15 protein-coding genes are annotated in these 14838 nt (G+C 52.5%); 4 read left to right on the top strand and 11 right to left on the bottom strand.

Going from position 1 to position 14838, the window contains the following annotated elements; genetic code table 11:
* Positions 1–13: 13 nt before the first annotated feature.
* Positions 14–838, top strand: a complete 825-nt coding sequence (locus G485_RS0108925; RefSeq protein WP_027092281.1) for a carbohydrate ABC transporter permease — start codon at positions 14–16, stop codon at positions 836–838.
* A 102-nt stretch (positions 839–940) separates the two neighbouring features.
* Here G485_RS0108925 and G485_RS0108930 read toward each other — a convergent pair whose 3' ends face one another.
* Positions 941–2299 (bottom strand): glycoside hydrolase family 30 protein, encoded by a 1359-nt coding sequence (locus tag G485_RS0108930; RefSeq protein WP_035155398.1) that lies wholly within the window; start codon positions 2297–2299, stop codon positions 941–943.
* Between the two features lie 122 nt (positions 2300–2421).
* On the opposite strand from G485_RS0108930, the gene G485_RS25710 reads away from it, so the two are divergent.
* Positions 2422–3372 carry a helix-turn-helix domain-containing protein gene (locus G485_RS25710; RefSeq protein ID WP_051318127.1) on the top strand — a complete coding sequence of 317 codons (951 nt, stop codon included), beginning with the start codon at positions 2422–2424 and terminating at the stop codon, positions 3370–3372.
* Between the two features lie 93 nt (positions 3373–3465).
* Here G485_RS25710 and G485_RS31430 read toward each other — a convergent pair whose 3' ends face one another.
* The gene (locus G485_RS31430; RefSeq protein ID WP_420805742.1) at positions 3466–3573 is read right to left on the bottom strand and encodes an ABC transporter ATP-binding protein; all 108 of its coding nucleotides are present in this window, start codon (positions 3571–3573) and stop codon (positions 3466–3468) included.
* A 183-nt stretch (positions 3574–3756) separates the two neighbouring features.
* Here G485_RS31430 and G485_RS0108945 point away from each other — a divergent pair, with 183 nt between their 5' ends.
* The gene (locus G485_RS0108945) at positions 3757–3981 is read left to right on the top strand and encodes a hypothetical protein (protein WP_156922212.1); all 225 of its coding nucleotides are present in this window, start codon (positions 3757–3759) and stop codon (positions 3979–3981) included.
* Positions 3982–4063: 82 nt separating this feature from the next.
* Here the strand turns inward: G485_RS0108945 and G485_RS0108950 are convergent, their stop codons facing one another.
* Complete coding sequence (locus G485_RS0108950) at positions 4064–5410, bottom strand: glycoside hydrolase family 30 protein (RefSeq protein WP_027092284.1); 1347 nt, start codon at positions 5408–5410, stop codon at positions 4064–4066.
* A 118-nt stretch (positions 5411–5528) separates the two neighbouring features.
* Here G485_RS0108950 and G485_RS0108955 point away from each other — a divergent pair, with 118 nt between their 5' ends.
* A complete protein-coding gene (locus tag G485_RS0108955) occupies positions 5529–6323 on the top strand; it encodes an AraC family transcriptional regulator (protein ID WP_051318128.1) in 795 nt (264 codons plus the stop codon).
* Between the two features lie 135 nt (positions 6324–6458).
* Here the strand turns inward: G485_RS0108955 and G485_RS0108960 are convergent, their stop codons facing one another.
* From G485_RS0108960 to G485_RS0108985, 8 genes are all read right to left on the bottom strand, one after another.
* Positions 6459–7121, bottom strand: a complete 663-nt coding sequence (locus G485_RS0108960; RefSeq protein ID WP_027092286.1) for an ABC transporter ATP-binding protein — start codon at positions 7119–7121, stop codon at positions 6459–6461.
* Positions 7122–7128: 7 nt separating this feature from the next.
* The gene (locus G485_RS0108965) at positions 7129–8403 is read right to left on the bottom strand and encodes a hypothetical protein (RefSeq protein ID WP_027092287.1); all 1275 of its coding nucleotides are present in this window, start codon (positions 8401–8403) and stop codon (positions 7129–7131) included.
* On the bottom strand, positions 8400–9140 hold the full coding sequence (locus tag G485_RS29795) for a hypothetical protein (RefSeq protein ID WP_156922214.1): 741 nt from the start codon (positions 9138–9140) through the stop codon (positions 8400–8402). The genes G485_RS0108965 and G485_RS29795 overlap by 4 nt, the downstream gene beginning before the upstream one ends.
* A gap of 313 nt (positions 9141–9453) precedes the next feature.
* Positions 9454–9879, bottom strand: a complete 426-nt coding sequence (locus G485_RS29800; RefSeq protein WP_156922216.1) for a hypothetical protein — start codon at positions 9877–9879, stop codon at positions 9454–9456.
* Positions 9880–10368: 489 nt separating this feature from the next.
* Positions 10369–11343 (bottom strand): mannonate dehydratase, encoded by a 975-nt coding sequence (locus G485_RS0108970; RefSeq protein WP_027092288.1) that lies wholly within the window; start codon positions 11341–11343, stop codon positions 10369–10371.
* Positions 11344–11625: 282 nt separating this feature from the next.
* Positions 11626–12954 (bottom strand): ABC transporter substrate-binding protein, encoded by a 1329-nt coding sequence (locus tag G485_RS0108975; RefSeq protein ID WP_027092289.1) that lies wholly within the window; start codon positions 12952–12954, stop codon positions 11626–11628.
* Between the two features lie 34 nt (positions 12955–12988).
* Positions 12989–13819 (bottom strand): carbohydrate ABC transporter permease, encoded by an 831-nt coding sequence (locus G485_RS0108980; protein ID WP_027092290.1) that lies wholly within the window; start codon positions 13817–13819, stop codon positions 12989–12991.
* Positions 13816–14742 (bottom strand): carbohydrate ABC transporter permease, encoded by a 927-nt coding sequence (locus G485_RS0108985; RefSeq protein WP_027092291.1) that lies wholly within the window; start codon positions 14740–14742, stop codon positions 13816–13818. Before G485_RS0108985 ends, G485_RS0108980 begins: the two co-directional genes overlap by 4 nt.
* Positions 14743–14838 lie beyond the last annotated feature (96 nt).

Here is a 14838-nt window from a genome sequence, read left to right on the forward strand (position 1 = left end):
GGAGGGCGGCATCATGAAAACGAGAAATAAAACGGGCATTTGGATTTTCTTTCTGATCGTCGCCTTCTTGCAACTGTTCCCCCTCATTTGGCTGGTGGACTTCTCCTTCAATACGAGCGCCGATTTCTATTCCGACCGCATTCTGAAATGGCCCAGTTCCCCGCAGTGGCAAAACTACGTCAATGCCTGGGTGGACGGGAAATTTTTAAAATATTTTCTCAACAGTCTGCTTGTGTCCGCCGTGACGATCGCCTTGACCGTCATTTTGTCGCTGACGCTTTCTTACGCCTTTACCCGGATGCAGTGGAAGTTTCGGTCGTTCTTCTTCACGATCATTCTGCTGGGCATTATGATTCCGATTCACGCCACCTTGCTTCCGAACTTCGCCATTTTCAAAACGCTCGGCCTCACGAATTCGTACCTAGGATTGATTTTGCCGTATACGGCCGTATCCGTTCCGCTCGGCACGTTTATGCTGACCGGATTTCTGCGAAGCATCCCGAAAGCGATGGAAGAGTCGGCTTTGATGGACGGCTGCAGCATCTACCGCATCGTGTTCCAAATTATCGCGCCGCTGCTCATGCCTGCGCTCGTCACCGTCATTGTGACGACGTTCCTGAACTGCTGGAACGAATTCATCATGGCCGCGACGTTCCTGAGCAAGGATTCGCTCAAGACGCTTCCGTTCTCCGTCATGAATTTCGCCGGGCAGTACTCTTCCGATTACGGCTCCCAGTTCGCCGTCATGGTGCTGACGTCCGTACCGGCGATTATCATCTACGCGCTGTTCAACGAGCAAATTACGAAAGGCGTTACCGCCGGCGCCGTCAAAGGGTAACGGTTGGCCGCCGATCGCGGCAAAGGGGCTATACGGCCGGAGCGGATGACCCGCTTCGGCGTATAGCCCCTTGCGTCATTGCCGATGACGGCCGGCATTCGGTTAGGAACGGCAAACGATCGTGTTGAACGATTCCGGTTCGAGCTCGAACGAATAAACGTCGGAACCGAAGGCGATCCGAACGGCGCGCGTCTCCCGGAACGGATTGGCGATGACGACGATCTTATCGCCCGCCGGCGTCTCGAAGGCGACCGCGTTGCCCGTCCAGGGACCCTTCAGCCCTAGACGGCGGGAGCCCGGAACGACGAAGTGGGAGAAATGCTTCATGACGTAATATTCCGGATTGCGGATCGCCTCCGGGGAAGCCGGATCGGAGGTCAGCATGGCGTTCTGCTCCCAACCCCAGGTGCTGCGCCCTCTAGGTTCGAGAATCATGTTCCAATAAATATAAGCGTTCACGCCGTTCGTAAAGTAATGCTGGTACAGGTTGAACACGTATTTGGCGTAAAACCAGGTGTTCTCGCCGTCGCCGCATTCGTTCTCCGTCTGCATGTACCGCAGCTCCGGATAGCTGAGAACGGTGCGCTGGATGGCGTATTTGCCCGCCCATTGGTAGCCGACGCCCTTGACGTACTTGTAGGCTTCGGGATCGCTCAGGACGGTATGCGCGTAAGCGTCGTGATCCTGAACCTTCTTCTTCAGCCATTCGTCCCACGGCTCGGGCGCATTGATCGTACCCAGCCAAATTTCGGTGTCGAGACCGTGGCGCTCGAAGGCGGGCCCCAAATAGTCCCGTATAAAGTCGCGAAGCTGCTCTCCCGTCCAGACACAAGAAGGGAACTTCTGATCGGCCACGACTTCGTTCTGAACGTGAATCTGATGAATCGTGATGCCTTCTTCCCGATAGGCTTGGACGAACTTGACGAAATAAAGCGCGTAGGCTTCGAGAACTTCCTTCTCCCAACGGAGCGTTCCGTAGTTGTACGCTTTCGGATGCTTCATCCAGGTCGGCGGGCTCCACGGCGAAGCGAACAGCTTCAGGTCCGGGTTGAGCGCGAGCGCTTCCTTGATATAAGGAATGAGATGCTTGCGGTCCCGCTCGATGGAGAAGCGCTCCATGGCGTAGTCGCCGTCCGTCTCGTTGTGGCTGTACCAATCCAGCGCGTAATCGCTGGCTCCGATCGGAAGCCGGCAGATGGCGAACCGTTGGTCGCCTTCCGGGTGGAACAACGAGTGCAGAACGGCGGCCCTCTCCTCCTCCGGCAGCTTCTGAAGCGCGACATGCCCCAGCTCGTTAAAGCAGCCGCCGAAGCCTTCCACGAGCTGATGCCGGTCCTCGGTAACGGCGAGATCGGCTCTGACCGACGCGGCCTCGCTTGCGCTTGCCTTCTTGCTCGTCCAGCGCTCGTGCTCCGTGCTCGATATCCATTGAATCGTCTGAATCGTCGTATCGTTCGTCATCGCTGCGCATCCTTTCCCTTGACACTTGAGTTGCTTTTCCCCAACCAGTATAAAGAGAATACAGACGCGCGTAATGGGGCTAAGCCAAGAACATTTTACCCAAACCGAAGGGAGGCTCCCTCATGGACAAACTGCCGCCTTATGCCGAATGGTCCCGCGATGTCCGATGGATTCCCACGATCGACGGAAGCGTGAAATTTTTCGGCGCGCACGAGCAAGCCGTTCGGCGGGACTGGCGCATGCCGAAGGAGTCGCATGTCGGATTCGAACTGATTCTCATTCTGGAGGGCGTGCAGGAGACGGTCATGGAGGGAAGCCGTTACGAGCTGCGCGAGGGCGACATTCTGGTCATCCCGCCCGGCTTCCGGCATGTGAACCGCTGCGCGTCGGAGGGCGGCATGCGGTATTTCTGCGCGCATTTCAACGTGGACGAGCCGGAGTTTTGCCGGAGCATGATCAAGCACGGCCGCATGCTGTTCCCGGCGGGCACGACCGACAATGCGGTTGTTCGCGGCATCGCCGGCCAATGGATCGCCATGCTGCGCCGGGACGGAGGCAATACGGCGGAAGACCGCTTCCGGGTGCAGGCGCTTCTGTTCGAACTGCTCGGAGCGCTGGCGAGAATCGTCTCGGAGCCGCCCGGGGGCAAGCCGGACCCGAACGTTCCGCCGGCGGCGGTTCATTATGCCAAAGCGATGGCGGAGGCGATGAAGTCGCGTCTCGCCACGTCAACGGCCGAAGCCGGCGGGCCGTGTTCGGTGAAGATCGAGGAGATCGCTTCCATGCTCGGCATCTCGCCGGGTTACGCCCAAGAGGTGTTCCGCAGCGTCTATCAGATTTCTCCGCGGCGTTACTTGTCCGAGCTGAAGCTGCACGAGGCCAAGGTGCTGATGCAGCAGCCCGGCCTCGCGCTTCAAGACATTGCCTCCCGTCTCGGGTACGCCGATCTCTCCCACTTCAGCCGCCAGTTCAAGCGTTGGACCGGCCAAAGCCCGCTTCAATACCGCCGCAGCGTCATGGAGCGGAAGGCGGACGGTTCCGGAGAACCGGAGCCGTTCCTTCTGCGGCCCTGAACGCTGCCGTCTCCGGCCTGCCGCACCGGCGCCGGGCCGGACTTCGCGAAGCGGCTCCCCCGGTCCGCATCGCAACGGCCGGGAGCGTCAGCGTCATGCCAAGTTCCAGCGCTCGTGAATTTTGGGCACGTCTTCGATCAACTGCCGGGTGTACGCGTGCGTCGGGCGAAGAAGGACCGTCTCCGCCGGCCCCCGCTCCACGATGCGCCCCTTCTCCATAATGTACAGCGTATCGCTGATATAATAGGCGAGGCCGACATCGTGCGTAGATAATCGTCACATGGTTCTCTTCCCGCAGCTTCAGCAGCATATCGAGAATCGTGGACCGCGAGCAGGCGTCGATCATCGAGGTGCCCAAGCATCGAGATGGAAGCCTCGGCGAGAATGCCGGAAGCGACCTGGAGAAATCAAATTCAGGTCGATCGTCTGGCTCCGGATCCCTTTGGTGGACTCGAAATAAGAAAATCCGCCAACGATCAGCAATGGAAACAAGGTCAGAACGAACGCGAAAAGCATGAATTTGGAACGAATGCTCACAAACTGTTTTCGGGCCAATGCGCGCGACACCAACTCTCTTTTATGGGAATTTACGGAGCGAATATCGTCTAAATACAAAGAAGCCGTCCACGTCAGCAGGTTTCCTGATACGTGGACGGCTTGCCCCGCAGAGCGACGGCAGTGTCGGCGGCGATTAGTTGAACAGCAGCGTTTGAATGGCGTGAGCCGGAATCGACGTCTCCGCCAATTGATCGCGGCAGCGCAGCGCGTACGGCAGCTCGCGGTCCGTCCGGTTCATGACGACGACCGCGATCGTGCCGTCGACGTTCTTGAACGCCGTCGTCTCCAGCAGGTCCGTATACTTGGTGCTGGCGATCCGCCGCGCGCCCGGGCGGATATATTTGCTGAAATGACCGATGTAGTAGTAAGAGCTCTCGTAGACGACCTCACCGGTTTGCGTGTTCGCGATAATCGGGGCGTCGCAATAATTGCCGACATGGTTCGGTCCGCCTTGCTCGTTCAGGACGATGTTCCAGTCGGTCCAAGCGGCGGTCCAGTTGTTCAGGTTGCCGATCAGGTCGTGCCCGTACCTCTCCCCCGTCTGCCAGGAGCCGAGGTGAACGCCGCCTTCCTGGCAGCCTTCGCTGAAGATCAGCTTCTTGTCGGGATAACGGTCGTGAACGAGGGACAGCGCCTCGAAGTGATCGCCCGAATACCAGTGGAAGCAGATGCCCCAGATGTATTTGGACGCCGCCTCGTCTTCGAACGCAACCTTCGCCCGGTCGTAAACGCGCTCCTTGTTATGGTCCCAGATCATAATTTTGACGTCGGAGAGCCCGGCCCGCTCCAGCTCCGGACCGAGGAAGTCGCGGACGAAATCCTTCTCTTCTTCGGCCGTATACACGCAGGAATCCCACCGTTGAACGGCTTTCGCTTCATTCTGGACGCTGACGCCCCAGATCTCGATTCCCGCTTCCTTGTAGGCCTGAATGTATTTGACGAACATGCGGGCCCAGGCTTCCCGATATTCCGGCAACAGCTTGCCTCCGCCGTTCATTTGTCCGTTCGATTTCATCCAGGCCGGAGGGCTCCACGGCGAGGAGAACAGGCGGAAAGACTTGCCGCCCAGCGCAGCCGCCCGCCGAATAAGCGGAACGATCGCTTCGCGGTCCCGGTCGATGTTGAAGCTGCCCAGCTTCGGGTCTTCGTTCTCAACGTAAGCGTAATTGCCAAGCGAGAAGTCGCAGCTCTGGATGTGGGTGCGGCAAAGCGTATAGCCGATCCCCTTCTCCGGATGGAAGTAGGCGTCCATAATTTCTTGCTGCTTCTCTTCGCTCATTTGCGCGATCGTCACGGCGGACGCTTCCGTCAGCGCGCCTCCGAAGCCTTCGATCTCTTGGTAGGTGACGTCTTCGTAGAGGTTGATCAGTTGATTTTCCCGGCCGTCCGTATCCGGGACGAACGTTAGCGGCGGTTTCTCCGTCAATCGGTCCTGCGTATCCCTGGCGGATTGAATGACTCGTATCGTGGCTGCAGACATGATAAACGGTTTCCTCCCTGTACGATTTACTTTATTATAGGAGAAGAACCGCCGTGTTTTGTAGAAACAATTTGGTTCATAACCTCAACAATCTGGTCATAACGAGAGGGGGCCGAACGTGGCAACGACGGAGGTCGACATCCAGCTCTGCGGGTTTTCCCGGCATCAAACGTCGTTCCGCCATCTTTTTCGCCATGGGCTCGAGACCTACATTATCCGCCTTCAGCTGGAGGGCGAATGCGAAGCGCTGATCGACGGGCGCCTGGAAGCCGTCGTTCCCGGCGACTTGCTGCTCTTCCGTCCCGGCGAAATATACGACCTGCGGATCGGCGGGGCCGAGAGCCGGCTCGGTCCGAGCGGGGACTATTATGTCATGTGCACCGGCCATTGGGTCGACGGATGGTGGGACCGGCGGGAACGCCCCCACAAGACGCGGATTGCGGACAACGGCCAAATTCTGAGCGTCTGGGAACAGCTGATTCTGGAGAAAAGAAGACTGGACGGCGGGAGTACCGAAATTGCGGAGGCGCTGTTCAAGGCGCTGTGCAATCTGATCGACCGGGCCATTGAGGAGTCGCCCTGCTCCTCCTCGGCGTCCGACTTGCACGCGCTGAAGATGAAAAGCTATATCGAGGCTCACGCGACATCGCCGCTGCGGCTGGAGGATGTGGCCGCCCAGGCCGGCATTAGCGTGACACGGGCGGTGCACCTGTTCAAGTCGAGATTCGGCCTGTCCATCATGAAGTACGCGCAACAGGTCAGGCTGGCTCATGCCGTCCGGCTCATGGACAACAGCCAGTTCACGCTGGAACGCATCGCCGAGGATGCCGGGTTCGGCAGCTACACCTATTTCCATCGGGTGTTCCGGGAACGCTACGGCATCTCCCCCGGCCAGTACCGGAGGAGGGCGTAATGCGAAGAGGCTGTCTCCAAGGTTGCAACCTTGGAGACAGCCGGATGAGTAAGAGGCGCTATGAACACATTGTAGTCATGAGCAAACAAGTTTACGAGTTTATTTAGCATGAGAAACACCTAAAAACGAGTAGCTTTACACTCCTATAAGTCCGCTTTTGGTTAATGTGTATGTAATATCGCATTGACCGGCTATCAAACTGCTGTGAGTTGCAATAATAATCGTTATACCATCTTTTTTTAGCAAATTAAAATAATCGAATACTTTTAATGCTGTTTCGTCATCTAATGCAGCTGTAGGTTCATCTGCGACAATCAATTCAGATTTTTTTAAAAAAGCTCGAACTAAACCTACGCGCTGTCTTTCTCCGCCGGATAAACGTTCAATTTTTTCGTTCAGAAGGTGACTGATTTCGAAGAGATGACTTAGTTCCACTATTTTTTGGTTAACGAATTCTTTAGAAATATTTTTTTGATACCATAAGGGTACACAAATGTTTTCCCTTACTGTTAACTTCGGAATCATTGGACTAGTTTGAGGTATATAGCCTACGATTGAACTTCTAAATCGGCCTAACTCATTTAGACTTTTTGTATCAATAACTAAACCATTAAATTGATAGGTTCCGGACGTTTGCTTCTCAATCCCTGCAAGAATATTAAGCAATGTGGTTTTACCAATACCACTTTTCCCATTTATCGCGATGGTTACACCATCTCTATCAGTAACCAAATTAACATTTTCAAAAATCAAGCGCCCTTTATATTCCTTTTTAATACTTTTTAGTATAAGAGTCATGAGCACATCATCCTTTAAGCTTTTGTATGATATCAAATCGTTCCATAATTTTACTACAGGCTATGTTAATTACAATTAAAACAATGACTACCCAACTTAGATTAATTGCTACAAATATAGGTAAGAGCCTAATTAAATCACCCAAAACTATAAAGAAGGATAAACTTGAAAAAATTAATCCCAACAGAATATTAATCAAAACTTTTAAACTAATAAAATTCTTGATTTTATTGATGCTCAAACCACTTATCAATAAAACGGTGTAGGTTTCTAAATTGTTTTTAATTGTCAAGATTAAAGTTAATATAAATATTAAAGTCGTGATTATTAAAACACTTATTACAAATATCAATAAATTACTTGTATGGATTTGGGTCATTTTTACAACGGTGTTTATCCCCAAACTATTTGCTCCAATAACATCGAAATCCCTAAAGTTATGAGTCGAAGAAATATCATTTAATGTGCTGCGTATTTCAAGTGGAGAAAGATCTGAAATAACAATGCCATTTATCCTACTTAATAAGGATGCTCTAGTAAAAATATCATTCAGACTAGCAAGCACTTGTCTATCTGTAAATTTCATAATGGGAAGGAGTATGTATCTATCTAAAACAACCTCAGGTTCACTGTAGGTCATAATTTTTTGAGAGGAATCTATAATGCCAACGATAATACCTTTAAAAGGCTTTGCATAATAATAAATATCAACAATATCTCCAACTTTATAATATTTACTGTACTCATATCCCAAAATCAACGGGATAGTTTGTTTTTCTTCATCGTAATTAAAATCATTTGAATCGAATGTCTTGCCATTTCGAATTTGAATATTATTTAATTTTAGTACATTTTCATTAACCTGCATGGATTTAACGGATTTATAAATCCGGTTTTTAATCACAACGGGAGGCTGTTCTTGATTGAATTCATAATATGGATCAAATATCTGATCGCCTTTGAAGTCAGCTACTTCGATAGGTTGCCATATAGCGGAATAATAGGTAAATTTCGCGGTCGTTAATAAATCATTTGCAAAGTGATTCAAAGTTGTAAAGTTATCTTTTTTGGAAAGGAATTCGGCTTCCTTTTCATTCAAAAGAGTATCTGAGAGTTTATAAAGGTGCTTATCTTCGAAATTTCGAGAGGCTTTAATTTCAATGTTCGATTGATTAAGAATTATTGTCATAGTTAACAGCAAAATTGAGAAAACAACTGTAGTTGCTATATTTACGAAACTAAGAAACTTATTTTGTCTTAACATTGTGATGAAAGCCTTCAAATCTTATTACCACCTTTTTTCACCAGATAAAGTATTGTTTTTAAAACAAATGCCAATAAGAACAAAGAGTTTCCGATTAACGCCATGATGAATTTGAGAATCCATTCTTGATCCCATAAGGGATAAATTAAGAATTGCACCACCCAAGCAAGACATATTAGAAGTGTTGAAATAAAAATAATAGGAAAAACCTTTCTTAATATTTCGATCCTAAATAATTGATTAATTGAAAAACCGTAAAAATAGAGAATAGATATTAAATTCTTATCTTTTATTATCCATAAGGTACTAACGGCGATATTTAAAAGACCAATTAAACAAAGTGAAATATTAGTAAGTTTAATTGATGTTTTATTAGACTGAAGAAGATACGACCCATAATATTCTGGTTTTATTTCTTTTACTACATTATTATTAATGAATTTTTCAAACGCACTCCGCACGTCAATATTTGGTGAATTAAAAACAAAATTATTTCCATTTTGTAAATCAATATTATTTTTCGTTGATACCAACCAAATAGCAGAACTTAATTTATTTGAATATGGGGTGTTAAAATACCCCAATATTTTGTATCCTGAAGGAAGATCCTCAATGTTCGCTCTTTTTCCAATAATGGCGAAATCATCTTCGTCATCACTTCTCGTTAGTATTCTTTCTAAAGGTGGAAATCTAACATTTCCATTGTACCAAATATACTTAACATTGGGGTTTTCTACGTCATTTTGAATTAACATGAACTTGCCGATTTCATTATTAAGGGGATAGTTTAGAGCATCTATACTAAATGAAATAGATTTTTTGTTGATGTATCCGTTATTTATCATATTCAAAAAATCGGAATAAGAATTCCACCAAAACAAAAAAATAAATAGAACATTTAAACCGGTTAGCAGTACTAAATATCCATTGACGCGTTTTGGGGTCCTGTAAACGAATCTTTTCATGCACTGCACAAGGAGAGAGATAATTGTGCAATTATCTCTCTCTCTTTCTCCTCGCCTAGTAATTTCAATACAATTAGGATATTTATTGCGTTTTGTTCAATCTTTATCCCTTTCCATAATATGTTTTTCCTACGAATTCTATTGGATCGCCTAACCAACTGCTGTAAGCAATTGTATGATCCCATCCATAGATCCTTCCACTATCAGCTTTTGCAGATCCAGTAAAAATATTTTCAAATCTTGCACGAGTATAATGGTAAATTCCATCCCAATAGGTTTCGCCGACTACACGTTCTTCAATTACGTTTCCTCTCTCTCTTGATTCAACTGTTCCAGTGTGAGAATCAGGTTCGTCAGAAGACAAAGCTGCAAAATGGTTCGAGGAGCCAACGGTAAAATACCCATCAATTTCTGACCAGCCACCTTGTACTCCCCGATCAAGGGGTGCAGCAAAAGAAATTGCCGATGAAAATCCAAACACAAGACCAAAAGAAATAACTAAAGAAGGTATTGTTTTCTTAACTTTCATTCTTACTGATCTTCCTTTCGCAATTTTTAATATTTGAAAGCTGGCCAGCTATTCAAATCAATTAAATGGAACAATATCTCATTTGGTAAAGAAATGTAGACTTTTATGTTTATTCTACCAAATGAAAACCGTGAACCCATAGTGCTAAATTACTAGTTTTGTTAAAATTAACCTAAAATATTAAGAAGAGGGGTGAGAGTTAAAAAAGTCCCTTTTCAAAACATCGGCTAAAAAACCGTTATTCACCCAATCCAGTGTTTGCTTGTTTCCCCCGCTCGATCAGATCGCCTCCCCTTTTCATTTTTTCGCCTTCGCCATGTCTAAGTTGCAATAAATTGCGAGGCATTTCGGACTGCTCTCCCCACTTCCACGCTGTCTTTCGCCTGAATACCCTAGGCTAGGCTGCTGTTCAGCTTATCTTGCTATTTTACTTACTGTTAGCCCTCCAAATTAACTCGCTACGCCGCTCTTTTCACAACTCCACCGTGCTCACCGGCCCAACGTCCGTCCCCGACCGTAGGCCGCTTCCACCAATCCTTTGATGTACCCGACGCCGTACAGCCGCCCGAGCAGCTCGTACCCCGGGTTGGCGTTGTCCTCACCTTCCATCGTCGGGACGTGATCGGGCCGGGCCGGCCCGTCGAAGCCGACCTCGTAATAAGTGCGCATCGCTTCCAGCATGTCGGTCTGGCCGTCGTCGTGGAACGTCTCCTCGAACTTCTCCGGCGTTCCGCGCACATCCCGGAAATGGACGAAAAACAGCTTGTTCTGCCCCGCAAACCGGCGAATGACGCTGGGGATGTCCTCCCCCGCCGTCGCCAACGTGCCTTGGCACAGCGTAATGCCGCTGTACGGGCTCGGCACGAGATCGATCGCCCGCTGCAACGCGTCCGCGCTGCGCAAAATCCGCGAGACGCCGCGGATTGGGGAGATCGGCGGATCGTCCGGATGAAGCGCGAGCTTCACCTTCGCCTGCTCGGCGACAGGCACGATTCGCTCCAGAAAATACTTCAAATTGTCCCAAAGCCGCTCTTCGGTCACGATGCCGGCCTCCGTCAGCGGAGCGTCCCGCATGAGCGAATGGTCGTAGCTGGACACGAGCGCGCCGCCGCGGGTGCGGGTCGTCGTCGACGTGCGGAACCAGTTGAACTGGGCCATGAAATTGTAGCAGAGCACTTCGATGCCGAGGGCGCCCATGTTTTCGACGAACCGCTGGAACGTCTCGATCTCCGCGTCCCGCTCCGGCGTGCCGAGCTTGATATGGTTGGACGGCGGCATCGATTCGATGACCGTCAGCCGCAAGCCGAAATCCTCAAACCTCCGCTTCATATGAAGCAACGCTTCGAATCCCCAGGGCTCCTTCTCCTCCCAAGGCAGCGGCCCGACGGCATAGCCGATCCCCATCTGTTTGGCCAAGTGCCAAAGACGATTCGGACGCGACGGAAAAAATTCGGCCAATTGCATGCGCTTCAATCCCTCCCCAATTGGTGATAAGGCGGACAAGAGGCCGCCCGGCCGACGCGAGGGCCGGACAGCCGGGGGTGGCTCTGCAGACCGGTGCGGCTCTGCAACCAGATCGTATAGACCGCGCTACGTCTCGCAACCCGGCATGGCCCCGCAGCCTCTATTCCGCGCTGCCCGGCGCAGCTGCGGCCCCGCACTCCACTGCGTTAGCAGCCAGGCAAAGCTCCGCCGTTCGCCCAGCTCATTCACCGGACGGCCCCTTCCCGCTTCCCGCCGACGCCGTTATTTTTGCTTCGCCGCGATATCCTGCCCCAGCTTGTTGATCTCGTTGTACGCGTCCTCGATCGAATTCTGCCCGAACATAACGGCTTCCATCGTCGTCTTGTAGAAGTCGACCCACTCCGTGAAGCCCGGGCCCGCCGGGTAGAACGGCATCGCCTTCGGCGAAGCGACTTCGGCCAGTTCCTTGCTGATTTTGTCCTTTGGCTGAAGATTCGGCTCCAGCTCCTTGTAGATCGCCTCGTTGATCGGAATGCCTCGGGTCAGGCCGAGCGCCTTGCCGGCTTCGGGATCGGTGATGAACCATTTGACGAATTTCTTCGCTTCGTCCTTATGCTTCGAGTTCGCGCTGACCCCCAGGAAGATCGTCGACTGCGCCCAGCCGCCGCCGGAAGGCCCGTTCGGCACGTTCACGACGGCCACCTTGCCCGGCATCAGCTGCTCCAGCGCCGAGACGGAGCCGACCGTCGCCCCGCGCGTCATCACTTTGCCGGACGCCATCGGGTCCGCCTGCGGATCGTTCTCGAGGAACGCGAGCGACATGTCGGGCGGAGGCAGCACTTTCTCCTGGCGCAGCTTGGACAGCTCCGTATGGAATTTCACGAACAGCTCCTTGTCGAGATTGAACGTTTTGCCCCCGTCGGACATAATCGCCCCTTTGCCTTGCGACGCCTGATACCATTGGAACCAGTCCCACGCGTTCGCAGGATCGCCGATCGGGTACTTGTCGGCCGGCAGCTTCGCCTTCGCGTCGCGCGCCCACTGGAAGTACTCCTCCCATGTCCAGCCCTGCTTCGGCAGGGGAATGCCCGCCGCCTCCAGGTCGGCCTTGTTGTAAGCGAGCCCTTGCGCGTTGTGGCTGAGCGGAATGCCGTACAGCTTGCCGTCGATCTTGATGTTCTCGAGAATGTTGTCCGGCACGATGCCCTTGAGATCGACGTCCGACAAGTCCTCCATAATGCCGCGGGAGACGTAGTCCTGAATGTAGGCCGCGTCCATCTGCAGAATGTCCGGCACCGACTTGGAAGCCGCCAGCGTCGGCAGCTTCTGCCAATAGGCGTCCCAGGCCATATACTCCGGCTTGAACTTGACGTTCGGATTTTGCTTCGTATAAAGGTCCAGCGCCGCTTGCGTCGCCTGATGCCGCTCGTCGGGCCCCCACCATGTGATGCCGAGCTCGACCGTTTTGCCCCCGGACGCTTGCCCGTCGCCGCCGGAGTCCGGACTTGCCCCTCCGTTCGACGCGTTCCCTCCGTTGCCTCCGCCGCCGCACGCCGTGAAGACGAGCATGCAACCAAGCAGCAGAGGCAGACCTTTGACCCACAATTTCATCCTTTCCTTCTCCCCTTTCGATGGAATGAATCGATCAGCCTTTCATGCCCGTCGTCGCGATGCCCTCGACGAAATGCTTCTGCGCGAAGAAGAAGATGACGACCGACGGAACGACCGAGAGCAGCGACATGGCGAGCAGCTTGCCCCAGGCGATTTCGAACTGGTCGATGAACATCCGCAGCGCAAGACCGACCGTAAACTTCTCGACCGAGCTCAAATAGAGCACCTGCGCGAAGAAATCGTCCCAGCTCCAGACGAAGGTGAAAATCGCGACCGTTACGAGCGCCGGCTTGATGAGCGGAAGAATGATCCGTCCGAATATCCCGTACACGGAAGCTCCGTCGATCTTCGCCGCGTCGTCGAGATCGCGCGGAATGCCGCGGATGAACTGCGCGAGCAGGAAGATGAAGAACGCGCCGCCGCCGAAGAAGTGCGGCAATATAAGCGGAACATAGCTGTCGACGAAGCCTAGCTTGTTGTACAGAATGTACTGCGGCACGATCGTCACCTGCCCCGGCAGCATGAGCGTCAGCAGCATGATCGAGAACCAGAAGCCGCGGAGCGGAAAGTTCAGACGCGCGAAGCCGAAGGCCACGGCCGCCGCCGTCAGCACGCCTCCGGCCAGATTGGCCGCTTCCATTAGCAGCGTATTGGCGAAGAAGTGGCCGAACGTGTAGTCGCTGGAGAACCGCCATCCTTCCGAATAGTTCTCCCATCTCGGAGTGGTGGGCCACAGCGTCGGAAGGCTGAGCTCCGCGGTGTCCTTCAAGGAAGCGCCGATCCACCAGATGACCGGGTACAACATGAGGAGCGAGAACAGGGTGAGAAACAGATGATGAAGCAGGCGCGAGGAGCGAATCGTCATTTTCCCTTCCCCCCGTCCGTTTCGTAGAACACCCAATAGCGGGATGCCAGGAAATTCAGCGCGGTCAGAACGGCGACGATGAGCAGCAGCACCCACGCCAGTGCGGAGGCGTAGCCCATCTGGTAGTGCTTGAACGCTTTCTCGTACAGGAAGACGGCGTACACATAAGTCGATTGCATCGGACCGCCCCGCGGCGTAATGACGAAGGAGGCGGTAAACATCTGGAACGAGCCGATAATGCCGAGCACGAGATTGAAGAACATGACGGGAGAGAGCATAGGCAGCGTAATGTGGAAAAATTTGCGGATCGGATTGGCCCCGTCGACGGCGGCGGATTCGTACAGCTCTTGAGGAATTTGCTTCAGCCCGGCCAGGAAAATGACCATCGTCGAGCCGAACTGCCACGTGTTGAGCAGAATGAGCGTGCCGAGCGCCGTGTCCGGATTCGAGATCCAGCCGGTGCCCTCGATGCCGAACCAGGCAAGCACATGATTGATGTAGCCGTCCTTGCCGAACATGTTCCGCCACAGCGCGGCGACGGCGATGCTGCCTCCGATCAGCGACGGGAAGTAGATCGCGGTCCGGTACGCGTTCATCCCGCGCACGTTGCGGCTGAGCAGCATCGCGACGAGCAGCGAGAACAGCAGCTTGAGCGGCACGGAGAACAGAACGAACGCGAACGTGACGCTAAGCGACTTCTCGAACGTCGGGTCGCCGCCGAACATTTTCGCATAGTTGGCCGTTCCGACCCAGACCGGCTCGCTGAGCAGCGAATAATCGGTGAAGGACAAATAGAACGATTGCCCGATCGGCCACAGCGTCAGCAGCAGAAATCCGATCAGCCAGGGCGAGATGAAGACATAGCCGGCCCAATCGTATCGCTTGCCGCGCCTCGCCGCCGCTCCCGCGCTTGCCAGCGGCACGGCGGCCGTACCGGCGTCTGTCCGATTTACCCCATGCGCCTCGGCCCCCTTTCCTTATTTGGTTTTGAAGCATGGCAATAAAATAACATTAAGCGC

The organism is Cohnella thermotolerans DSM 17683 (genome assembly GCF_000429825.1).
Classification (GTDB): Bacteria; Bacillota; Bacilli; order Paenibacillales; family Paenibacillaceae; genus Cohnella; species Cohnella thermotolerans.

Coding starts and splice junctions, on each gene's coding strand:
- G485_RS0108930 (WP_035155398.1), bottom strand. CDS start 2,299: ATGACGAACGATACGACGATTCAGACGATTCAATGGATATCGAGCACG.
- G485_RS0108950 (WP_027092284.1), bottom strand. CDS start 5,410: ATGTCTGCAGCCACGATACGAGTCATTCAATCCGCCAGGGATACGCAG.
- G485_RS0108925 (WP_027092281.1), top strand. CDS start 14: ATGAAAACGAGAAATAAAACGGGCATTTGGATTTTCTTTCTGATCGTC.
- G485_RS25710 (WP_051318127.1), top strand. CDS start 2,422: ATGGACAAACTGCCGCCTTATGCCGAATGGTCCCGCGATGTCCGATGG.
- G485_RS0108945 (WP_156922212.1), top strand. CDS start 3,757: ATGCCGGAAGCGACCTGGAGAAATCAAATTCAGGTCGATCGTCTGGCT.
- G485_RS0108975 (WP_027092289.1), bottom strand. CDS start 12,954: ATGAAATTGTGGGTCAAAGGTCTGCCTCTGCTGCTTGGTTGCATGCTC.
- G485_RS29800 (WP_156922216.1), bottom strand. CDS start 9,879: ATGAAAGTTAAGAAAACAATACCTTCTTTAGTTATTTCTTTTGGTCTT.
- G485_RS0108980 (WP_027092290.1), bottom strand. CDS start 13,819: ATGACGATTCGCTCCTCGCGCCTGCTTCATCATCTGTTTCTCACCCTG.
- G485_RS0108970 (WP_027092288.1), bottom strand. CDS start 11,343: ATGCAATTGGCCGAATTTTTTCCGTCGCGTCCGAATCGTCTTTGGCAC.
- G485_RS0108960 (WP_027092286.1), bottom strand. CDS start 7,121: ATGACTCTTATACTAAAAAGTATTAAAAAGGAATATAAAGGGCGCTTG.
- G485_RS29795 (WP_156922214.1), bottom strand. CDS start 9,140: ATGTTAATTCAAAATGACGTAGAAAACCCCAATGTTAAGTATATTTGG.